This is a genomic window from Streptomyces sp. NPDC053673 (genome assembly GCF_055585225.1).
The window spans coordinates 205,309-225,263 of the sequence record NZ_JBVJKN010000009.1; the positions used below are offsets into that span (position 1 = coordinate 205,309).

At 70.6% G+C, this 19,955-nt stretch carries 19 protein-coding genes; 7 read left to right on the forward strand and 12 right to left on the reverse strand.

What is annotated here, in order from left to right; all coding sequences use genetic code 11:
• Positions 1 to 30 precede the first annotated feature (30 nt).
• The 6 genes from ACZ6ZQ_RS16145 to ACZ6ZQ_RS16170 all read right to left on the reverse strand — a co-directional run bounded on the left by ACZ6ZQ_RS16145 (position 31) and on the right by ACZ6ZQ_RS16170 (position 7,293).
• Positions 31 to 1,377 (reverse strand): glycosyltransferase, encoded by a 1,347-nt coding sequence (locus ACZ6ZQ_RS16145; protein WP_469769226.1) that lies wholly within the window; start codon positions 1,375 to 1,377, stop codon positions 31 to 33.
• Between the two features lie 26 nt (positions 1,378 to 1,403).
• Positions 1,404 to 3,035 (reverse strand): ArnT family glycosyltransferase, encoded by a 1,632-nt coding sequence (locus tag ACZ6ZQ_RS16150; RefSeq protein ID WP_469769167.1) that lies wholly within the window; start codon positions 3,033 to 3,035, stop codon positions 1,404 to 1,406.
• Entirely contained in the window at positions 3,032 to 4,288 is a 1,257-nt protein-coding gene (locus ACZ6ZQ_RS16155) for a glycosyltransferase (protein ID WP_469769168.1), read from the reverse strand. Before ACZ6ZQ_RS16155 ends, ACZ6ZQ_RS16150 begins: the two co-directional genes overlap by 4 nt.
• A 205-nt stretch (positions 4,289 to 4,493) precedes the next feature.
• Entirely contained in the window at positions 4,494 to 6,524 is a 2,031-nt protein-coding gene (locus ACZ6ZQ_RS16160; RefSeq protein ID WP_469769169.1) for a thioredoxin domain-containing protein, read from the reverse strand.
• Between the two features lie 141 nt (positions 6,525 to 6,665).
• Positions 6,666 to 6,860, reverse strand: a complete 195-nt coding sequence (locus tag ACZ6ZQ_RS16165) for a DUF397 domain-containing protein (protein WP_469769170.1) — start codon at positions 6,858 to 6,860, stop codon at positions 6,666 to 6,668.
• Complete coding sequence (locus ACZ6ZQ_RS16170; RefSeq protein WP_469769171.1) at positions 6,850 to 7,293, reverse strand: Scr1 family TA system antitoxin-like transcriptional regulator; 444 nt, start codon at positions 7,291 to 7,293, stop codon at positions 6,850 to 6,852. The genes ACZ6ZQ_RS16165 and ACZ6ZQ_RS16170 overlap by 11 nt, the downstream gene beginning before the upstream one ends.
• Positions 7,294 to 7,472: 179 nt before the next feature.
• Between ACZ6ZQ_RS16170 and ACZ6ZQ_RS16175 the strand changes: the two genes are divergently transcribed.
• Positions 7,473 to 10,853, forward strand: coding sequence for a tetratricopeptide repeat protein (locus ACZ6ZQ_RS16175; protein WP_469769172.1), 3,381 nt, complete (start codon positions 7,473 to 7,475; stop codon positions 10,851 to 10,853).
• A gap of 137 nt (positions 10,854 to 10,990) precedes the next feature.
• Here the strand turns inward: ACZ6ZQ_RS16175 and ACZ6ZQ_RS16180 are convergent, their stop codons facing one another.
• Together ACZ6ZQ_RS16180 and mca are read right to left on the reverse strand one after the other, a co-directional pair.
• Positions 10,991 to 11,227: a hypothetical protein gene (locus ACZ6ZQ_RS16180; RefSeq protein ID WP_469769173.1), complete on the reverse strand. Its 237-nt coding sequence runs from the start codon at positions 11,225 to 11,227 to the stop codon at positions 10,991 to 10,993.
• Positions 11,220 to 12,101 carry a mycothiol conjugate amidase Mca gene (gene mca / locus ACZ6ZQ_RS16185; RefSeq protein WP_469769174.1) on the reverse strand — a complete coding sequence of 294 codons (882 nt, stop codon included), beginning with the start codon at positions 12,099 to 12,101 and terminating at the stop codon, positions 11,220 to 11,222. Before mca ends, ACZ6ZQ_RS16180 begins: the two co-directional genes overlap by 8 nt.
• Before the next feature lie 97 nt (positions 12,102 to 12,198).
• Between mca and ACZ6ZQ_RS16190 the strand changes: the two genes are divergently transcribed.
• Both ACZ6ZQ_RS16190 and greA read left to right on the forward strand, forming a co-directional pair.
• Complete coding sequence (locus ACZ6ZQ_RS16190; RefSeq protein WP_469769175.1) at positions 12,199 to 12,615, forward strand: DUF4307 domain-containing protein; 417 nt, start codon at positions 12,199 to 12,201, stop codon at positions 12,613 to 12,615.
• A gap of 169 nt (positions 12,616 to 12,784) precedes the next feature.
• Positions 12,785 to 13,282 carry a transcription elongation factor GreA gene (gene greA / locus ACZ6ZQ_RS16195; protein ID WP_453668936.1) on the forward strand — a complete coding sequence of 166 codons (498 nt, stop codon included), beginning with the start codon at positions 12,785 to 12,787 and terminating at the stop codon, positions 13,280 to 13,282.
• Between the two features lie 68 nt (positions 13,283 to 13,350).
• Here greA and ACZ6ZQ_RS16200 read toward each other — a convergent pair whose 3' ends face one another.
• The 3 genes from ACZ6ZQ_RS16200 to ilvA form a co-directional block, all read right to left on the reverse strand.
• Positions 13,351 to 14,205: an ABC transporter permease gene (locus ACZ6ZQ_RS16200; RefSeq protein ID WP_469769176.1), complete on the reverse strand. Its 855-nt coding sequence runs from the start codon at positions 14,203 to 14,205 to the stop codon at positions 13,351 to 13,353.
• The gene (locus tag ACZ6ZQ_RS16205; protein WP_469769177.1) at positions 14,202 to 15,236 is read right to left on the reverse strand and encodes an ATP-binding cassette domain-containing protein; all 1,035 of its coding nucleotides are present in this window, start codon (positions 15,234 to 15,236) and stop codon (positions 14,202 to 14,204) included. The genes ACZ6ZQ_RS16200 and ACZ6ZQ_RS16205 overlap by 4 nt, the downstream gene beginning before the upstream one ends.
• A 297-nt stretch (positions 15,237 to 15,533) precedes the next feature.
• The gene (gene ilvA / locus ACZ6ZQ_RS16210) at positions 15,534 to 16,763 is read right to left on the reverse strand and encodes a threonine ammonia-lyase (protein WP_469769178.1); all 1,230 of its coding nucleotides are present in this window, start codon (positions 16,761 to 16,763) and stop codon (positions 15,534 to 15,536) included.
• Positions 16,764 to 16,929: 166 nt separating this feature from the next.
• Here ilvA and ACZ6ZQ_RS16215 point away from each other — a divergent pair, with 166 nt between their 5' ends.
• From ACZ6ZQ_RS16215 to ACZ6ZQ_RS16230, 4 genes are read left to right on the forward strand one after another with little or no spacing between them, the layout of a single operon-like run.
• Positions 16,930 to 17,460, forward strand: a complete 531-nt coding sequence (locus ACZ6ZQ_RS16215) for a MarR family winged helix-turn-helix transcriptional regulator (RefSeq protein WP_469769179.1) — start codon at positions 16,930 to 16,932, stop codon at positions 17,458 to 17,460.
• A gap of 31 nt (positions 17,461 to 17,491) precedes the next feature.
• Entirely contained in the window at positions 17,492 to 17,992 is a 501-nt protein-coding gene (locus ACZ6ZQ_RS16220) for a sigma factor-like helix-turn-helix DNA-binding protein (RefSeq protein WP_469769180.1), read from the forward strand.
• Positions 17,989 to 18,240 carry a hypothetical protein gene (locus tag ACZ6ZQ_RS16225; protein ID WP_469769181.1) on the forward strand — a complete coding sequence of 84 codons (252 nt, stop codon included), beginning with the start codon at positions 17,989 to 17,991 and terminating at the stop codon, positions 18,238 to 18,240. Before ACZ6ZQ_RS16220 ends, ACZ6ZQ_RS16225 begins: the two co-directional genes overlap by 4 nt.
• A 53-nt stretch (positions 18,241 to 18,293) precedes the next feature.
• Complete coding sequence (locus tag ACZ6ZQ_RS16230) at positions 18,294 to 18,485, forward strand: DUF1059 domain-containing protein (protein WP_453665443.1); 192 nt, start codon at positions 18,294 to 18,296, stop codon at positions 18,483 to 18,485.
• A 285-nt stretch (positions 18,486 to 18,770) separates the two neighbouring features.
• On the opposite strand, the gene ACZ6ZQ_RS16235 is transcribed toward ACZ6ZQ_RS16230, so the two are convergent.
• Positions 18,771 to 19,916, reverse strand: coding sequence for a cystathionine gamma-synthase (locus tag ACZ6ZQ_RS16235; RefSeq protein ID WP_469769182.1), 1,146 nt, complete (start codon positions 19,914 to 19,916; stop codon positions 18,771 to 18,773).
• Positions 19,917 to 19,955 lie beyond the last annotated feature (39 nt).

Here is a 19,955-nt window from a genome sequence, read left to right on the forward strand (position 1 = left end):
GGGCCCCGGACCCCCGGCCGGACAGGCCGGTCATCGGGGGGTACCGGTGCGGTCACGGCGACGCGCGCCGGTGTAGACCAGCGCTTCGGTCCCGACGAAGCGCAGGACGAACGTGGTGAGCAGCGCCAGCGCCGTGGCGGGCAGCACCGCCAGCTCGAACTGCCCGACGAACAGGGCGATCAGCGGGATCCGCAGCACCAGGTCCGCGTTGGCGAGCAGCGCGAACCGGCCCAAGCGGTCCGCCCAGTGCCGGTGATGACGCCGGTCGCGGAAGAGCAGCACCTCGATGAGGAGGAAGTTCCACACCACGCCCAGCTGGTTGGCGAGGATCTCCGCCGGCAGATAGTGCAGCCCGGCCCCGCTGACCAGCGCGTGCAACGCGAGGAGGTTGGGGACGAAGCCGGAGAGCCCGATCAGCCCGAACGCGATCATCCGGGCGAGCGGGGAGGCGGTGCGCAGCTCGACCAGATGCCGCAGGAAGCGCGCGCCTTCCTTCGCCGTCGACTTGGACTCGCCCGCGAAACGGTCCTGGAAGACGAACGGCACCTCGGCGACCGCGGTCAGGCCCTGTCCGGCCGATCTTGCCGGGCTCGCGTGCCCTGGCACCGCGCCTCGCGGCGTTGTCGTCAGTCGCCGACGCTCCGCGTCGACTCCCTCCTCCGCCTTGCGATCCACGGCACCAGACCCCGCTCCCTGATCCGGCCTGATCAACCGGACAGGACCTAGCCGGCAGCGCACGACCAGCTCCAGCAGAATCTTGTAGCCCAGCGGCTTCAGCGCGTCGGCGGTCACGGCTGCGCGGCGGATCGCGAAGAACCCGCTCATCGGGTCACTGATCCCGCGCAGGGCACGCGGAAAGAGCCCCTTGGTCAGCCAGGTCGCGCCTCGCGAGACGGCCACCCGGTAGCCGCCGGCGAGCCCGGCCCGACTGCCTCCGGGCAGATAACGGCTGGCCACGACGAGGTCGGCGGACTCCTTCTCGCCGGTGGCGACGAGATCGGGCACGAGGGACGGCGGATGCTGCAGGTCGGCGTCCATGACCACGATCCAGTCGGACGCGGCCGCCTTCATCCCTTCCACGACCGCCCCGCCGAGCCCGCCCTCGGGCGCCTCGCGGTGGATGACGGACACCGGGAAGGGACACTCCCGTGCGGCCTCGGCGATCACCGCCGGGGTGTCGTCGGTGGAGTCGTCGACGAAGACGACCTCACAGGGCAGCCGTGCGGGCACCGACCCGCTGAGCCGGTGCAGCAACTCCCGTACGTTCCCGGACTCGTTGAAGGTCGGGATGACGATGGTGACGGCAGCCGGCTCGGCGACGTCGACGGGCGCGTCGACCGCGCGGGGCTGCCGCGCATCGCCGACCGGATCGGACAGGCCTTCGACATTGGCGTGACGGCTCGTCAATTCCGTTCAGCTCCCCCGATTTCGCGGATCTCGATCCGGTCCTCGCCCGCACCGAAGGTGGCGACGGGCGTCGAATGCTCCAATGCGGCCTTCACCAGCGGCAGATCGCGCGCGTCGCGCCGCACCGTCGGGGAGGCGACGACGTAGTCGAGGTCGCGCCAGCCACCGGGCATCGTCTTCGTCACGGCAGGGTCGAGGTCGGCCTTGTAGAACCAGATCGCGCCGAGCCCGGGCTCGTACCCCGCATGCACGAGGTCGAGCCAGAGCGCGTCGTCGACGAGGACCCGGGTGCGAGCCGGATCGGTGATCTCCCCCGACAGCCAGGAGGCGGTGGCTCGGTACGGCGCGTTGGCGTCGGCCGTCATGGCGGAGCGGTCGCCGTCGTACCAGCGGGGTACGACGTACCCGGCAGCGCCCACCGCGAGCAGCACGGCCACCGCCCGGCGGGCGACCGCGGCCGGCCGGCCCTCGCTCGGACTGCGCCATCTGCGCAGCACCGCGTGCGCGACGCTCGCCGTCCCCCCGGCCAGCACCAGCGCCAGGAACGGCAGCGCCTGGATGACGTACATCGCGGGCAGATAGCCGGACGGCCGCATCGCGACGGCCGCCAGGATCGCGACGGCGAGCGCCGGCCCGGCGAGCGCCCGCGCGGTCACCGACCAGCGCACGGTGGCCAGCAGCAGCGCCGCGCCCGCGAGGCCGCCGAGCGGAAGGACCCGGTCGTAGTAGAGCCAGGACTGGAGGACGCCGTACGAGCCGGTGCCTTCGGTGAGGATGAAGCCGGAGCCCGGGCGGCTCATCTGGTACGTGATGCCCTCCCACAGCGACACATGGCCTTCGCCGGGCATCAACTCGCCCTTGAGCAGGGCGAACAGTGGGTACGAGAAGCCGATCAGCGCGCAGGCCGTGACCGCGCCGGTGACCGCGAACTTACGGGTGTCGCGGTGGCTGAAACGCCACATCGTCACCAGCAGCGCGGGCAGGACGACCAGCATCGTCTCCTTCGTCAGCACCCCGACCGCCGCGGTGAGCCCGGCCGCGAAGTGGTGCCACAGATGCCGGCTCGGCGAGGCCGCGAGGCAGAACGCCAGCAGCATCCACATCACGGCGAGGTTGTCGAGGAAGATCTCCCGCTGCAGCACGACGGAGAGCGGGGACAGGCCGAAGAGCACCATCGCGAGACCGGCCGCCCAGCGCGGCAGCCACAGCCGCCGCGCCAGTATGTAGAGCAACACCGCACTGACCGCGCTGACCAGCAGCATCGCGCCCCGCATCGACGCGACCGTCATCGACTCGGGCGCGATCAGCGAGGGTATCCAGGTCAGGGCCGCGAGCTGGATCCAGCCGAGCGGCGGATGGTCGTACCAGTACGTGTAGTGGGCGAGGCCCTCGCCCTGCTGGACCGCCCAGGCCTGGGCGAGATACGTGCCCTCGTCGTCGCTCAGGGTCGGGAAGTGCTGGATGTTCCACCCCTGGACCAGCAGGATCGCCACGAGCAGGATCCCGCACAGCAGCAGATCGGGCCGGGAGGAGCGGAAGCGGACGACGGGCCGGGCGGCCAGGTGTCTCCGGGGATCGACGGGGCGGGCGGCCGCCACCGATGGCGCCGCCGTCAGGGTGGAGGTCACGCGGGGACGTCCTCTCGGGAGAGATGCGCGCCGACATGGCTGGTCAGCTCCCACTCGTTACGGCCCCGCTGCTCGCGCCACACGGCCCGTACGGCCGCGCCCGCGAGGAGCACCTGGTAGAAGGGGCCGCCGATGATGAGCTTGAGGTAGTGCGGGAAGCGGACCCTGAGCCCGTACTGCGTGCCGAAGTCGTGGAGTCCGACGACCTCGAAGACGAAGGTCACCATCGCGGTGATGAGCGGCAGGAAGGTGATGAAGGCGACCCCGACGGGCACGTCGAGGAAGAAGGCCACGGCCGCGTTGAGCGGGATGATCAGGCCGGTGAAGGCCTGCATGAACGGGGTCATCAGCGTGTAGCGGGCGAGCATCCGCTGCCCGAGCGTGGGCAGTTGCTTCCAGTCCTTCTTCCGGTAGACCTGCAGGAAGCCCTGGTTCCAGCGGGTGCGCTGCTTGAGCAGGGACATCAGGGTGCCGGGGGTCTCCTCGCGGGTGACCATGTCGGCGTCGTACGCGACGACGACCTTCTTGCCGACGCTGGACAGGCGTACGCCGAGGTCGCAGTCCTCGGCGAGGCAGTTCTGGTCCCAGCCGCCGGCCTCGCGCAGGACGTCGGTGCGGACGAAGACGGTGTTGCCGCCGAGCGGGATGAATCCCTTCGCGGCGTGCAGATGGAGCCGCGAGCGGAACCAGAAGAAGTACTCCAGGCAGTTGCGCAGCGAGTACCAGGACGAGTGGAAGTTGATCAGCTGGACGCCGCCCTGGACGACGTCCGCGCCGGTGGCGGTGAAGGCGTGGTCGACATGGGCGAGCAGCTCTGGGTGGACCTGGTCCTCGGCGTCGAAGACCCCGACGACATCGCCACGGCAGTGCGGCAGCGCGGTGTTGAGCGCCTTGGGTTTGTTCTTGGTGTCATGGGTGTCGACGACGACCCGTACCCGGTCCGGATCACGGACCGCGGCCCGCGCCGCGACCTCGGTGGTCTCCGGGTCGTCGTGCCCGACGATGACGATGATCTCGAAGTCGCGGTGGCTGGACTCCAGCAGCCGGATGATGGTGTGCTCCAGCACCAGCTGCTCGTGGCGGGCGGGCAGCAACAGGGAGAACGACAGTCCCTGTGCGCCCGCCGGGCTCTCGAACCGGGTGGACGCGAGTGTCTCCGGTGTACGCCACGCATGCATCTGCCACCAGAGCGTGAACGCCGCCATCCAGAACAGCCCCATGGAGACAGCGGCGATCAACACGGAAGTGAGCATTGGCCCCCCTTAAGCAGGGGTGACCGTCACGGCGGCAGGCCCCCTTGCCCACCGCGCGCTCTTCCCCCCTGAAACCCCCTGCGCATGCCCCCACGCGCAGCTGCTGTGTCAGCGGTGAAGAGAATAGGCAGAAACCGTGACGGCCATGTGGCTGATTCGATGAATGGCACGTTTCGGCCAAGCCACCGGATTCCCTCAGAACCCCTTACGCACCAGGCGTCAACTCCCGCCTCAGAGCTTCCACTTCGGCGACCGGGGCAGCACAGACGAAGTGCCGGCAGACATACGCGGCGGGCCGCCCGTCGACCAGCGGACGGTCCGCAAGCAGCGGAAACTCCCCGCTGTCCGGCTCCCCGGCGGCGACCACCGAGCCGGGCGCCGTCCCCAGCAGCGCCGCCCGGTGCAGCTCCCGCACGCCCGGGTCACCCTGCGGCCCGACGACCGCGACCTCCCGGGGTCCGTCGAGCAGCGCCTCGGCGACCGCAAGCCCCCACCCGATGAACCTGGGCGCGCGCGGACCGAGCGCCTTCACCACGCCCAACGCCTGCTCGGCAGCGGTCCGATGGGCCTCGGAACCCGTGTGCGCGGCGTACGAGACCAGCGCACAGGCAGCGGCGGTCCAGCCGGAGGGCGTGGCGTTGTCGGTGGGGTCCTGGGGCCGCCTGATCAGCTGCTCCGCATCATGGGCGGTGTCGTACAACTGCCCTTCGGGGCCGGTGAACTGATCCAGGACGATGTCCAGCAGGAAACCCGCGAAATCCAGCCACGCGCCCTCGCCGCTCACCGACGCCAGCGCCAGGAAGCCCTCCGCGACATCCGCGTAGTCCTCCAGCACCCCGGCGTTCGCCCCGGCCTGCCCGTCCTTGGAGGTACGGCACAGCCGCGCACCGTCGTCCATGTGCAGCCGTACCAGCAGATCGGCGGCCTCCGTCGCCCGCTCGACCAGATCCGGCCGGTCGAAGTACCCGCCCACCTCCGCGAGGGCGGCGATCGCCAGCCCGTTCCAGGCGGCGACGATCTTGTCGTCACGCCCGGGCCGCGCCCGCTCCTCACGCGCGGCGAGCAGCCGCGCCCGGACGGACTCGACCTGTGCGGCGTCGGCCACACCGGCGTCCTGCGGCAGCTGGAGTACCGAGGCCCCCTCCTCGAACGTGCCCTCCTCGGTCACCCCGAAGTACCGGGCCGCGAACTCCGCGTCCTGCTCGCCCAGCACCTCGGTCAGCTGCTCGGGCGTCCAGACGTAGTAGGCCCCCTCCGCGTGCTTCCCGGTCCCGTCGTCGCTGTCCGCGTCCAGCGCGGACGCGAAACCGCCCTCCGGTGTCCGCAGCTCCCGCACCATGAAGTCGGCGGTCTCCAGCGCGACCCGCCGGGCCAGATCACTGCCGGTGGCCCGCCACAGATGCGCGTACACCCGGCACAGCAGCGCATTGTCATAGAGCATCTTCTCGAAGTGCGGGGTCACCCACTCACGGTCCACGGAGTACCGCGCGAACCCGCCGCCGAGCTGGTCGTAGATCCCGCCCCTGGCCATCGCCTCACAGGTGTCCGCGGCCATCTGCAGCGCGCCCTCGGCACCGGTCCTGGCCCAGTGCCGCAACAGGAATTCGAGGGCCATCGACGGCGGGAACTTCGGCGCCCCGCCGAAGCCTCCGTGCATCGGGTCGTACTCCCTGGTCAGCCCGAGCAGCGCCTGCGCGAGCTCCTCCTCGCCCGGCTGCCCCTGCGCCCCGTACGCGAGCGACCGCCCCGCCAGATCCCGGACGACCTTCCCGGCGACCTCCGCGACCTCTTCGCGCCGCCCGGTCCAGGCGCCGGTGACGCCCTCCAGGACCTGCCGGAAGGACGGCATGCCGTGGCGGGGGGCCGGCGGGAAGTACGTACCGAAGTAGAACGGCTCGGCGTCCGGCGTCAGGAACACGGTCATGGGCCAGCCGCCCTGCCCGGTGGCGGCCTGCACGGCCTCCATGTAGACGGCGTCCACGTCGGGCCGCTCCTCACGGTCCACCTTGACGGACACGAAGTGCTCGTTCATGTACGCAGCGGTGTCGTCGTCCTCGAAGGAGTCGTGCGCCATGACGTGACACCAATGACACGCAGAGTAACCAACCGACAACAGAATCGGCACATCGCGGCGACGCGCTTCCTCGAAGGCGTCCGGCCCCCAGGGCCACCAGTCGACCGGATTCTCGGCGTGCTGGAGCAGATAAGGCGAGGTCGCACCACCCAACCGGTTCATACGAGCCAGCCTCTCACACCACAAGACCCCGGCGGCGAAGCCCGCGAACCCTTCCCCCGCGTGCCCGATTCACACTCGTGCGCCATCACGTGGTGAGCGTTGATTAATGGAGCAAGGCGGCGGGTCCGCTCCTGGTCTCCCTCACCCCGGCAGCCCGACCTCCGTCGCGAACTCCACGAACGCCGCCCAGGACGACGGCGGGAAGGTCAGGGTTCCGCCGTCGCGGTCCTTCGTGTCACGGACCATGACCTTCGCCGGGTCGTTGTCTGCGACTTCGACGCAGCTATCGGACCTCGTGTATGAGCTTGTGTGCCAGTTCGGCGATTCAGTTGCCACTTACCTCTCCCAGTCCTTGAAAATGATCGATTGCGGAAAGGATCAGCGCCCTTGCGGTTTGCCCGTAAACGGCCGACTGTCGGAGTAGCTCGAAGACCTTGAAATAGACCTCGATCTCTCGTGGTTGGGTCACCGATAGCTCAGCAGAGAACGTCTCAACGTGCACAACCTTGTCATCGAAGATCGAGAACGAGTTGCCAGGCCAGACCTTCATTCTGGCGTCACGAGGAACGATCCCCAGGCTGACCCTCGATAGCCGCATGACTGCCAGAAGACGATCAAGCTGAGCTGTCATCACTTCGGGGCCGCCGAAGTTGGTGTAGAGAGACTGCTCGGCAAGCAGAACACTGAAGACCCTGTCCCCGGCATACAGGTACTGCTGCCTCTCGAGTCGTCGACCGCCGCGGGCCGGTACCGGCCGGACGTCTGACACCGCGCCGCCGGCCGCTCCCCGGCGGGGCGGGGGCGGGTCAGGACCGAGCGGGACCGGGGCGGGACGGGGGGGACGAGCGAGGACCGGGCAGGACACGTGATCGCCGGACTCCCTCGCGCTGACGCGCGTCACGCAGGACACTTGGCCCCGGAAGCGGAAGCTCTCGGAGGGGGACCCTCATGCGGGACAGCCATCGGGCGGAAGCCGAGCGGCTGTTGGTACGTGCCGTCGAGGAGGAGGTGCGCCGCTCCGGTGGGCGCAGTGACTCCGCGTCGTTGCTGGCGCGTGGCCGGGCGGCGCTGGACGGGCTGGCGGCGAGTGCGGACGAGGAGTACGCGGCGTATCTCCACGCGGTGGAGGAGGCCGAGGCCGGTCAGCTGTCGCTGGGCGAGCGGTTCAGCCGCCAGAACGTGTCGACTCCGGTGCTCGTCACGGCCGTTGCGGCAGCCGCGGCGATCGGCGCGGACATGGCGCTGGGGACCGCTACGGGCACGGCGCTCGGCGCCGGGGCGGTGGTCGCGGTGGCCGGGGCCGCCGCGACGGTGGCCAAGGTGACCGCGGCGCACTGGCCGGCGGCGCACCGCAGAGCCGGTGCTCTCGGCCAGCCGGGCGGGCCCGAGCAGCTGCGGCTGCAGTGGCTGACGGCGCTGGAGGTACGAGGCATCCGGCCGTTCCTGGACCAGCAGCGGATGCTGACGGCCTCCACGGCGCGTCCCGCCAGGAAGACCGCGGCGGGGCCGGCGCTGCGCGGCGCGGACCGCAGCCAGGCGGCGCGCCGCCGTAGTGTGCTGGAGCAGTCGTTCGGGCATCTGCCGGAGCCCGCGGGGCCGTTCGCGGGCCGCCAGGAGGCGATGGCACAGATCGCCCAGTGGGTGCATGCGGCGCGTGCCTCGACGGAGACGAAGCCGACGGTGGTGGTGCTGCACGGTGCGCCGGGGTCGGGGCGTACGACGCTGGCGGTGCGGGCCGCGCACCATCTGAAGGACCAGTTCCGGGGCGCGTGCCTGGTGGATCTGCGCGGCGGTTCCGCCGACGAGGAGCCGCTGCCGACCCGGGACGCGCTGCTGCACCTGCTGAACCGGCTGGGCGCGCCCCGCGAGCAGCTGTTGTTCCGGGGGGCCGACGCAGGCTGGGGCGGGAGAAGGAGCGGGTCGAGGGCCGAGCATGGCAAGGCGCGGGAGGAGAGCGCAGCGGTGCTGCGCGCCACGAGCGCAACGCAGCCAGGCGAGAGCGATCGGCACGCGACGCCGCCCCAGCCTGCGTCGGCCCCCCGAAGCGAGCGGGCGTCCGCGGAGCAGCAGGTGCGGCGGCTGAGCGAGCTGTACCACCAGCATCTGACCGGGCTGCCGGTCACCGTCGTCCTGGACGACGCGAGCGACGCCGGGCAGGTGCGGACCCTGATCCCGGAGCGCTCGGACAGCCTGGTGCTGGTGACCGCGCGCGAGCCGCTGGAGCTGCCGGAGGACATTCCGGCCTGGGTGCACCGGCTGCCGGTGGACGCGCTGGACGCGGCGGGCGCGGAGGAGCTGCTCACGGCGGCCGCGGAGGAGTCGCTGGAAGGACCGTACGACTCACAGTCGGCGGACGGGATACGGGAGTTGTGCGGCGGGCTGCCGCTGGCGCTGCGGATCGCGGGCTCCTCGCTGGGGTCCAGGACTCCTGAGCGGCTGGCCGCGGACCTCGGTGCGTACGGCCCGGTCGGGCCGGTCGAGCGGGCGCTGTGGCTGCGTTACACGGACCAGCCGGAGCAGGCGCGCCGGCTGCTGCGCCGGCTGGCGCTCGCGGGGCGGGCGTCGCTGGGCGCGGCCGCGGCGGCGGCGCTGCTGGCGACCGACGAGGCGGAGGCGCTGCAGTTGCTGTCCGCGCTGTCCCGGGCGGGGTTGCTGGACCATGTGCGCGGTGAGCGCTACCGGTTGCACGATGCCGTACGGGCCTTCGCGCTGGCGCGGCTGCTCGACGAGGAGCAGCAGGCGGAGCGCACGGCCGCACAGGAACGGCTGATCATCGGGTACGCGGAGCTCGCCGACTCGGTGATCCGGCTCGTCGACGGGAAGACGTCGACGCGCGCCGATCAGTTCGGCGGTCACGGCTTCGCCTCGCTGGAGGCGGCGCTGCGCTGGCTGGACGACGAGTCGAGCTTCATCACGGCGGCGCTGCGCCACGCGGAGGGCGTCGACCAGCAGGCCGTGCAGAATCTGCTGGGCGCCCTGTGCGACTACTGCCTGCTGCGCGGCGACCTCTACCGCCTGGGCGAGATCAACGACCTGACCCAGGCCGTCGACCAGGGCCTGCTGGTCCGCTCGGTCCAGTGGCGCACCGGTATCGCGGCCCGTCAGCTCGGCGAGCTGGACAAGGCCCGTACGACCCTGTCGTCGGTGGTGGACCTCTACCGCGAGGCGCAGCACGACGCGGGCGCCGCCCGTGCCCTGTGCTCCCTCGGCATCACGCTGCACCACCAGGGCAATCTCACGGAGGCCGCGGCGAAGCTGCGCGAGGCGATCGAGCTGCAGTCGTCCGAGGTGCTCGCGGCGGACCGGGCCTGGACCCTGCACGCCCTGGCCGCCGTCGAGCGGGACCGGGCGAATCTCGCGGAGGCGCTCACGCTGCTCTCCACCGCGCTCGGGCTGCACCGCAAGGGCGAGTCCCTGCACGGCGAGGCCTGGACGCACTTCCAGTTGGGCCAGGTGTGCCTGCGCATGGGCGATGTGGCGCGCGCCGAGTCGGAGCTGCGCGAGGCCCTCGATCTGTACGGCCGCACCCGGGACGACCGCGGCGAGGCGTGGGCACTGACCCAGCTGGCCCGGGCCCGGCTGGTGGACGGTGACCCGTCGCCCGCGGTGGACCAGCTCCGGCGGGCGCTGGTCCGGCACCGGGACAGTGAGGACGCGCGCGGCGAGGCGTGGACGCTGTACTACCTGGGCCAGGCGCTGGAGGAGCGCGGCGATCACGACCAGGCGGTGCGTGAACTGGAACGGGCCCGCACGATGTTCTCCCGGATGCGGGACGTGTACGGACTCGCCTGTGCCCGCCACCACTCGGGCCGCGCCACCCGTGACCAGCGCGCCGCGCAGACGGGCAACCTCCTCAACTCCGGTTTCGCCCGCCAGCTCCTGGTCGACGCCCGCGCCGACTTCCGCCGCATCGGTGTGGCTCACGGCGAGGCCTGGACCTGTCTGGAGCTGGCGATCGTGGACGCCGGGAACAACCGTCCCGCCCAGGCCCTGGAGCTCTGCGACGAAGCGGCCGCGCTCTTCGCCTCGTACCACGACAGCCGCGGCGGCGACTGGGCCCGTTTCCTGCGCTGCACCCTGCTCCCGTACGCCTCGGCGGGCGGTGTCGAGATCGGCACGGTCGTCGCCCAGGAGGAGCTGGCCCGGCTGCGCGAGGAGTCCCATGCGACGCGCGACGGCAGACTGGAGGACTGCATGGAGGCCTTCGCCCTGGTGCTGGAGCGGGGCGTCCGCCTGGAGGACGGCTGGCAGGCGTGGCAGCTGGGGATGGTGCCGAACCGTCACGCCCGGGAGGTGATGGGGGTACCCGTGGACCCCGCGCGGGAGTGATCCGCCCGGGGCGCGGGCGGCGCCGGCGCTGGCGGGCACATGCGGGACACGCATCTGGGCACCAGCCCCGGCGCACGGCCGCGAGTTTCTCGCGTTGCCGCTTCGCGCTCACCACTCGCGCCGGCTACTTGCGCCGGCTACTCGCGCCGAGCGTCCTTGGCGGACGCGGCAGCGCCGGCTTCCGGCGCCTCCTCGAAGTTCACCTTGCCCATGTGGCGGTTCATCGACTTCATCAGCAGCCACACACCGACGGCCATGACGGCGAAGACGATGAACCCGAGGACGCCCGGGGTCACCTTGTTCTCGTCGAGCTCCTTGGCGAGCGGGACGAGGTGCGACATTGCGAGGTTTGCGCTAGCGCTCATGTCAGTCATTGTCGCGGACGCCCGCGAAGAGGTCGTCCTCGGGGAGGGAAGTGTCGACCAGGGACCTGGCGAGCTCGTACTCCTCGGTCGGCCAGACCTCCTTCTGGATCTCCATCGGCACGCGGAACCAGCCGCCGTCCGGGTCGATCTGGGTCGCGTGGGCGATCAGGGCCTTGTCGCGGGTCTCGAAGAAGTCGGCGCACGGAACATGCGTGGTCAGGGTCCGCTCGACGCGCTCGAACTCCTTCCAGCGCTCCAGCCACTCGCCGTACGGGGACTCCAGACCACGGGCGAGCAGCGCCTCGTGGAGGGCCACGGTGCGCGGGCGGTTGAAGCCCTGGTTGTAGTAGAGCTTCAGGGGCTGCCAGGCCGGGCCGAATTCGGACTCCGGGTACTTCTCGGCGTCGGCCGCGCCCTCGAAGGCCACCATCGAGATCTTGTGGGTCATGATGTGGTCCGGGTGCGGGTACCCGCCGTTCTCGTCGTACGTCGTGACGACCTGGGGGCGGAAGGAGCGGATCTGCCGCACCAGCTCGCCCGCCGCCTTGTCGACGTCCTCCAGGGCGAAGCAGCCCTCCGGGAGCGGCGGAAGCGGGTCGCCCTCGGGGAGGCCGGAGTCGACGAAGCCGAGCCACTCCTGCTTCACGCCCAGGATCTCCCGGGCCTCGTCCATCTCTTTGCGGCGTACCTCGTGGATGTTCTCCTCGATGTATTTGTCGCCCTGGAGCTTCGGGTTGAGGATGGAGCCGCGCTCGCCCCCCGTGCAGGTCACGACCAGCACGTCCACCCCCTCGGACACATACTTGGCCATCGTGGCCGCGCCCTTGCTCGACTCGTCGTCGGGGTGGGCGTGAACGGCCATCAGTCGCAGCTGATCAGTCAAGACTCGATCCTCAGTCATTTGTCGCTCGGGACAGCTTCTATAGTGACGGAATCGGGGGACCGAAAATTCCGGGATCCCGGACTGTGAGAGGACGATCATGACCGCGGCACGCGAGGGACTTCCCCGTGACCGTTACGGCCGCTCGGCGGACGAGCGCGCGGACCGCAAGCTCAAGATCGTCGGCGCGGTGCTCGGCGTGGGCCTGCTCGGCATGGTCGGCTGGTTCGGCTACGACTACGTCAGCGGACAGCGGATCAGCGCCGAGGTCATCAAGTTCGACGTCTCCGCGGACGACAAGGTCCAGGTCCATCTCGAGGTCCGCAAGGACAAGGACGCCCAGGGCTACTGCACGCTGCGGTCCCGCGCGGAGGACGGCAGCGAGGTCGGCCGGCGGGACGTGCGTTTCGACGTGCGCGAGAGCCGTGTGGACGAGGTCGTCACGGTGCGTACGACGGCGAAAGCGACCAGTGCCGAGCTGGTGGGCTGTACCGCGGACAGCGGGCCAAAGGGCTGATGTTTTCCCCGCCCCATCAGGGCTGACCTGCGTTGACGCATTTTTGAGGGCTTTTGGTCCTCCCCCTTTCCCGCACCAATTGTTAGGCTCGTGGTTTCGCCCACTCGTGAAGGCACATCCTTCTGGGTAGGGCGATGCTTTGTATCCCCAGTACCTACGAGGAGCACCTGTGACCCAGACCAGCGAGAACGTCACCTGGCTCACCCAGGAGGCGTACAACCAGCTCAAGGCCGAGCTGGAGTACCTGTCTGGTCCCGCGCGTGTCGAGATCGCCAAGAAGATCGAGGCAGCCCGCGAGGAGGGCGACCTGCGGGAGAACGGCGGGTACCACGCGGCCAAGGAGGAGCAGGGCAAGCAGGAGCTCCGTGTGCGCCAGCTGACCCAGCTCCTGGAGAAGGCGAAGGTCGGCGAGGCCCCGGCGGACAACGGCATGGTGGCCCCCGGCATGGTCGTGACGGTCGCGTTCGACGGCGACGAGAGCGACACCGAGACCTTCCTGCTCGCCTCCCGCGAGTACGCGTCGGAGGACATCTCGACGTACTCGCCGCAGTCCCCGCTCGGCGCGGGCGTCAACGGCAAGAAGGTCGGCGAGGAAGCCGAGTACGAGCTGCCGAACGGCAAGACGGCCATGGTCAAGATCATCGAGGCCAAGCCCTACCAGGGCTGACCGCCCTCAGCGGCCGTGTGCGGAAGGCCCCGGCACCGATGGTGCCGGGGCCTTCCGTCGCTGACGGGTCAGACCGTCGCCGAGCGGTACTTGCGCACCGCCATCGTGCGGAACACGGCGACGATCAGGATCGAGTAGATGATCGACGCCCACACCGGGTGCTGCATGGGCCAGGCGTCGGATGTCGAGACGCCCGGGTTGCCGAACAGCTCACGGCACGCCTGCACTGTCGCGCTGAACGGATTCCACTCGGCGACAGGCTGCAGCCAGGACGGCAGCTTGCTGGAGTCCACGAAGGCGTTCGAGATGAACGTGACGGGGAACAGCCAGATCAGACCGCCGGAGGTGGCGGCCTCCGGGGTACGGACCGACAGACCGATCAGTGCTCCGATCCAGGAGAACGCGTACCCGAGCAGAAGCAGCAGGGCGAACGCTCCGAGCGCCTTGAGGACGCCTTCGTGGACCCGCCAGCCGACGAGCAGCGCGACGATCGCGAGCACCACGACCGTCAGCGCCGTCTGGACGAGATCCGCGAGCGTACGCCCGGTGAGGACGGCGCCGCGCGCCATGGGCAGCGACCGGAAGCGATCGATGAGCCCCTTGTGCATGTCGTCGGCGATGCCTGCGCCCGCACCGGCCGTGGCGAAGGTGACGGTCTGGGCGAAGATGCCCGCCATCAGGAACTCGCGGTAGACGGAAGGGGACGTGGAGGCGCCGATCTGCATGGAGCCGCCGAAGACGTAGCTGAACAGCACCACGAACATGATCGGCTGGATCATCCCGAAAATGATCATTTCGGGGATCCGCGTCATCCGGATCAGATTGCGCTTGGCGACGACGAGCGAGTCGTTGACCGACTGCGCGATGCCGCCGCGCGGGCGGGGGGCCGCGACGCGGTCCGCCGGTTCCTGGACGGTGGTCACTTCACGGCCTCCTTCCTGGCCTTGCGGTCCTTCGCCGGCCGGGCCGCCGGGACCTCGCTGCTGTCCTCCGCGGCCTGCTCGGCGACGTGACCGGTCAGCGACAGGAACACGTCGTCGAGGGTGGGGCGGCGCAGGCCGATGTCGTCGATCTCGATACCGCGGGTGTCCAGCTCGCGGATGACCTCGGCGAGGAGCTTGGCGCCACCCGCGACCGGGACGGTGAGCTTTCGGATGTGCTCCTCGACGGCGACCCGACCGGCTTCCGTACCGTCCGTGCCGAAGCGCTGGAGGACGTCACGGGCCGGGGCGATCTCCTCGGGCCGGTGGACGACGACCTCGACGCGCTCCCCGCCGGTGCGGGCCTTGAGCTGGTCCGACGTGCCGCGGGCGATGACCTTGCCGTGGTCGACGACGCAGATGTCGTCGGCGAGGTGGTCGGCCTCTTCGAGGTACTGGGTGGTCAGCAGCAGTGTCGTACCGCCGCTGACGAGTTCCTTGATGACCTCCCACAGCGCCTGGCGGTTCCGCGGGTCGAGGCCGGTGGTGGGCTCGTCCATGAACATCACGGGCGGCGAGACGACCAGCGCCGCGGCGAGGTCGAGGCGGCGCCGCATGCCGCCGGAGTAGGTCTTGGCGGGTCGGTCCGCGGCGTCGGCGAGACTGAACCGCTCCAGCAGCTCGCCTGCCCTGGTCTTCGCCGCACCGGCGCTCATCTGGTAGAGGCGGCCGACCATCTGCAGGTTCTCGCGGCCGGTCAGATACTCGTCGACGGCGGCGAACTGACCGGAAAGGCCGATGGACCGGCGGACTTCGTTGGGGTGCTTGAGGACGTCGATCCCCGCGACGACCGCCTTGCCGCTGTCGGGCTGCAGCAGGGTGGTCAGGACGCGCACGGCGGTCGTCTTGCCCGCGCCGTTCGGGCCGAGCATTCCGAGGACCGTGCCCTCGGGGACATCGAGATCAACTCCGTCCAGAGCCCTTACCTCGCCGAAGGTCTTCACCAGACCTTCGGCGTAAATGGCGCCTGGCATGTGGGTACTCCCAGTGGCAGAGGGTGGGTTGCTTCCTGCGTACGGGCCGCTCACGTACTGCTCACGTGCTGTTTACGCACTGCTTATTCCGCGCGATTGCTACGCAAGCTTAGATTTCGCCACGTGTCGGCGCAGGCGAATTTCCATGACCCGCCAGCGGACCGTAACGCGATACATCGCGATACACAAGGGGAATGACGCGGTCGATGACGAACCGCCGACGGCGAGAGCCGATGACCGGGTGACGCGGCCCCGACAAGATCGCCCGGACAGGGCCCGGAGCCGGCCGCCGGCGAGTCAGCCGATGACGCGATACCCCGCGTCCCGCAGCGCCGTACCGACCTCCGTGCAGTGCTCGGGCCCCTTCGTCTCCAGGTGGAGCTCCACCTCGACCTCCGTGAGGCCCAGCCGCGGATCGGTCCGTACATGCCCGACGTCCAGCACGTTGGCATCGACCACCGACAGCACCCCGAGCAGCGTCGCCAGCGCCCCCGGCCGGTCGGGGAGCCGCAGCCGCAGCGACAGGTAACGGCCCGCCGCGGCCATACCGTGCCGCAGGATCCGCTGCATCAGCAGCGGGTCCACATTGCCGCCCGACAGCACCGCGACGACCGGCCCCTGGAACGCGCGAGGGTCGCTCAGCAGTGCCGCGACCGGGCTCGCGCCGGCCGGCTCGACGACCAGCTTCGCCCGCTCCAGGCAGAGCAGCAGCGCCGAGGAGAGGGCGTCCTCGGAGACCGTACGCACTTCGTCCACCAGCTCCTCGACGATCGCGTACGGCACATCGCCGGGACAGCCCACCCTGATGCCGTCCGCCATCGTCGTCGGCGCCTCGATCGACACCGGCCGGCCCGCCGCCAGCGAGGGCGGATACGCCGCAGCGCCCTCCGCCTGCACCCCGATCACCTTCACATCCGGGCGCAGCGCCTTCACCGCGACCGCGATGCCCGCCGCGAGCCCGCCGCCGCCGACACCGACGACGATCGTCCGTACCTCCGGGCACTGTTCGAGGATCTCCAGGCCGACCGTGCCCTGCCCGGCGATGATGTCCGGATGGTCGAAGGGGTGGATGAAGACCGCGCCGGTCTCGTGCGCGTACTCCTGCGCGGCCGCCAGCGTCTCGTCGACGACATGGCCGTGCAGCCGCACATCGGCGCCGTAGTCCCGGGTCGCCGCGACCTTCGGCAGCGGCGCCCCCACCGGCATGAACACCGTCGAGCGCACCCCGAGCAGCGCGGACGCCAGTGCGACTCCCTGCGCGTGATTGCCCGCCGACGCCGCGACGACGCCCGCCGCACGCTCCTCGGGCCGCAGCCCCGAGATACGTACGTACGCACCGCGCAGCTTGAACGACCCCGTCCGCTGAAGGTTCTCGCACTTGAGGTGGACAGGCGCTCCCACCAGGCCGGACAGATACCGGCTGCCCTCCATCGGGGTCAGCCTGGCCACGCCGGAGAGCATCTTCTGCGCACCGCGGACGTCGTCCAGGATGAGCGGGTGAAAGGGGCCTGGCGTACGGAAGCTCATGACAGCAAGTCTCGCAGCTCAGCGGCCTGACAGCGGCCCCGGTCACACAGGGGTCCACGGGATTTCGCAGGGCAGGTACGGACCCGCCCCGGTCCGCGTACTCTGTCCCCCACCAACCGACCACCGCACGAGAGAGCCCCTCGCAGCCATGCCCACATCTCAGGACATGACGACCACTGCGCCTGACTCCCGGGGCTCGGCCCCCGAACCTCAGGGAGCCCCCGGTCTCCTCGATGCCCTGCAGCACCAGGTCGCCGTATTCGCACGCCGTGCCGAGCAGACCCGGCTCGGCGGGGTCGGCCAGGTGCGCAACTCCATGGACCGCGCCGCCTATCTCCTGCTCAACCGGCTCGATCAGGAAGGCCCGATGGGCGTCAAGGCCCTCGCCGCCGGAATGGGCATCGACTCGTCGACCGTCACCCGCCAGGTCGCGCCGCTCGTCGACACCGGCCTGGTCAAGCGCACCTCGCACCCCGAGGACGGGCGCGCGGTCGTCCTCCAGCTCTCGCCGCGCGGCCAGGCCCGCCTGGACGAGGTCCGCTGCTCGCGACGCGAGCTGATGGCCCAGGTGACCGACGGCTGGACCGAGGAGGAGCGGGAGTCGTTCTGCACCCTGCTCACCCGGTTCAACTCGGCGCTCTCCGCCCGCCAGGCCGGGCTGCCGGCCGTCGAAACGGAGACGCCCCCAGCCTCTTGACCCGGGACGCCGCCTGCCTTGATATGAGGACGTGCGAGAAACGCGGCAGACGGCACTCGCCGGCCGCCGCGCCCGCGAGTTCGAGGCATTCGTCGCGGGCGCGGCCGGCCGGCTGCTGCATGCCGCGACCCTGCTCACGGCCGAGCCTCACGGGCACAATCCGCACGCGCAGCGGCTGCTGGTCGCGGCGCTGGCGCACACGTACGCGGAGTGGGACAGGCTGCGCGGCGAGGACCCGTACGACCGCACCCGCCAGGAGCTCGCCGCCCGCTTCGCCCGGACGGCCTGGCGCTTCCACCAGCGGACCTGGAACGAGGGCGCGGACGTCGGCGTACTGGCCCGGCTCAGCCCGCAGGAACGGCTGATCGTGGTGCTGCGGCTGTACGAGGGCGTCGCCGAGGAGCAGACCGCGGCGCTGCTCGGGCTGCCGGTCGAGCGGGTCCGGGCGATCTGCGAACGCGCCGTCTCCACCCTGCGCAGCACCCGCCCGCCGCGCCTGCGGGCACCGGTCTGGACGGCGGGCCCGTCATGAGCCGCCGCAATGTCAAGGAGGAGGAGGTCCGGCGCCTGCTGGACATCCCCCACCCGCTGGTCCCCGCCGACCTGTACGTCCGCGCGACCACCCGCGGCACCCGGCTGCTGCGCCGCCGCCGCACCCTGCACCGCGTGGGCTGGCTGCTGCTGCTCGCCGCCGCCGTCGCGTTCGCGGTGTGGGCGGCGGTCGTCGAGCCGTGGAGCGTTCCTCCGTCGGCGACGACGCCTGAGATCGAGGGCTGGTGAGCCCGGTTCTATCCTGGGAAGAGCGGGGCAACGCACCAGCACAGGAGGTCGTCATGACCAGAAAAGTTGCCGACTGCCGCAGGTTCCCGAGCGAGACGAACTGCACCCTCACCATCGCGGGTGAGGAGGAGGAAGTCCTCCGGGCCGCGACCGAGCACGCGGTCTCCGTCCATGGCCACGAGGACAGCGCGGAACTGCGCGAACAGATCAGCAACATGCTGGAGGACGAAAAGGTCGGCGCCTGACCGGGGGCAGGGGACCGGGGCTGAGACACCCGGCCACGCGCCGGGACCCGGCGGAACGGCGCCCGAGCGGGTCGAGCTGTAACCGGGCCCGAGCGAGGTCGAGCCGTAACCGAGCCCGAGCGAGGTCGAGCTGTAACCGAGCCCGACCAGGGTCGAGCTGCAATCGAGCCCGACCAGGGTCGAGCCGAAACCGAGCCCGAGCGAGGTCGAGCCGAAACCGAGCCCGAGCGAGGTCGAGCTGTACCGGGCCCGGGCGGGCGATGTCGCCGACCCGGGCCCTCGCCATCAGCCCAGCGCCTGCTGGAGATCCGCCAGCAGATCGTCCACCGCCTCGATCCCGACCGACAGCCGCACCAGATCCGCCGGAACCTCCAGCGCCGAGCCCGCCACAGAGGCGTGCGTCATCCTGCCCGGGTGCTCGATCAGGGACTCGACGCCGCCCAGGGACTCACCGAGGGTGAAGAGCTTCGCGCGGTTGCAGACCTCGACCGCCGCCTCCTCGCCGCCCTGGACCTGGAACGACACCATGCCGCCGAAACGCTTCATCTGCTTGGCCGCGGTCTCATGGCCCGGGTGCTCCTCGAGCCCCGGGTAGAGGACACGCGTCACCTTCGGGTGCTTCGTCAGCATCTCCGCGACGCGCTCGGCGTTGTCGCTGTGGCGGTCCATACGGACCGGCAGCGTCTTGATACCGCGCAGCACGATCCACGAGTCGAACGGGCCGGCGACCGCGCCCATCGCGTTCTGGTGGTACGCCAGCTCCTCGCCGAGCCCGGCGTCCGCGGTGATCAGCGCGCCGCCGACGACGTCCGAGTGACCGCCCATGTACTTCGTCAGCGAGTGCACGACGATGTCCGCGCCGAGCGCGAGGGGCTGCTGGAGGTAGGGGCTGGCGAAGGTGTTGTCGACGACGAGCTTCGCCCCGGCGCTACGGGCGATGTCCGCGACGGCGGCGATGTCGGTGATGCCGAGCAGCGGGTTCGACGGGGTCTCGACCCAGATCACCTTCGTACGGTCGGTGAGTGCCGCCCGTACCGAAGCCGGGTCGGAGGTGTCGGCGACGGAGTACTCCACACCCCACCGCTGGACGACCTTGGCGAAGAGCCGGAACGTGCCGCCGTACGCGTCGTTGGGGATCACCACGTGGTCCCCAGGGGTCAGCAGCGTACGGAGCAGGCAGTCCTCGGCGGCGAGGCCGGAGGCGAAGGCGAGGCCACGGCGGCCGCCCTCGAGGGCCGCGAGGTTCTCCTCGAGCGCGGTACGGGTGGGGTTGGCGCTGCGGCTGTACTCGTAGCCGCCACGCAGTCCGCCCACGCCGTCCTGCTTGTAAGTGGACACCTGGTAGATGGGCGGGACGACCGCGCCGGTCAGCGGGTCGGCGGTGTTGCCCGCGTGGATCGCGATGGTCTCGAAGCTGTGCTGGTCGCTCATGTGCCCCGAGGGTAGTCCCCGGCCGGTAGTCGTCCCCGT

Excerpts from the sequence above, each read along its gene's own strand:
- ilvA (WP_469769178.1), bottom strand. The coding sequence starts at position 16,763 with ATGAGCTTCCGTACGCCAGGCCCCTTTCACCCGCTCATCCTGGACGAC.
- ACZ6ZQ_RS16180 (WP_469769173.1), bottom strand. The coding sequence starts at position 11,227 with ATGACTGACATGAGCGCTAGCGCAAACCTCGCAATGTCGCACCTCGTC.
- ACZ6ZQ_RS16225 (WP_469769181.1), top strand. The coding sequence starts at position 17,989 with ATGAGCCGCCGCAATGTCAAGGAGGAGGAGGTCCGGCGCCTGCTGGAC.
- ACZ6ZQ_RS16190 (WP_469769175.1), top strand. The coding sequence starts at position 12,199 with ATGACCGCGGCACGCGAGGGACTTCCCCGTGACCGTTACGGCCGCTCG.
- ACZ6ZQ_RS16215 (WP_469769179.1), top strand. The coding sequence starts at position 16,930 with ATGACGACCACTGCGCCTGACTCCCGGGGCTCGGCCCCCGAACCTCAG.
- ACZ6ZQ_RS16230 (WP_453665443.1), top strand. The coding sequence starts at position 18,294 with ATGACCAGAAAAGTTGCCGACTGCCGCAGGTTCCCGAGCGAGACGAAC.
- ACZ6ZQ_RS16160 (WP_469769169.1), bottom strand. The coding sequence starts at position 6,524 with ATGAACCGGTTGGGTGGTGCGACCTCGCCTTATCTGCTCCAGCACGCC.
- ACZ6ZQ_RS16235 (WP_469769182.1), bottom strand. The coding sequence starts at position 19,916 with ATGAGCGACCAGCACAGCTTCGAGACCATCGCGATCCACGCGGGCAAC.
- ACZ6ZQ_RS16175 (WP_469769172.1), top strand. The coding sequence starts at position 7,473 with ATGCGGGACAGCCATCGGGCGGAAGCCGAGCGGCTGTTGGTACGTGCC.
- ACZ6ZQ_RS16205 (WP_469769177.1), bottom strand. The coding sequence starts at position 15,236 with ATGCCAGGCGCCATTTACGCCGAAGGTCTGGTGAAGACCTTCGGCGAG.
- ACZ6ZQ_RS16155 (WP_469769168.1), bottom strand. The coding sequence starts at position 4,288 with ATGCTCACTTCCGTGTTGATCGCCGCTGTCTCCATGGGGCTGTTCTGG.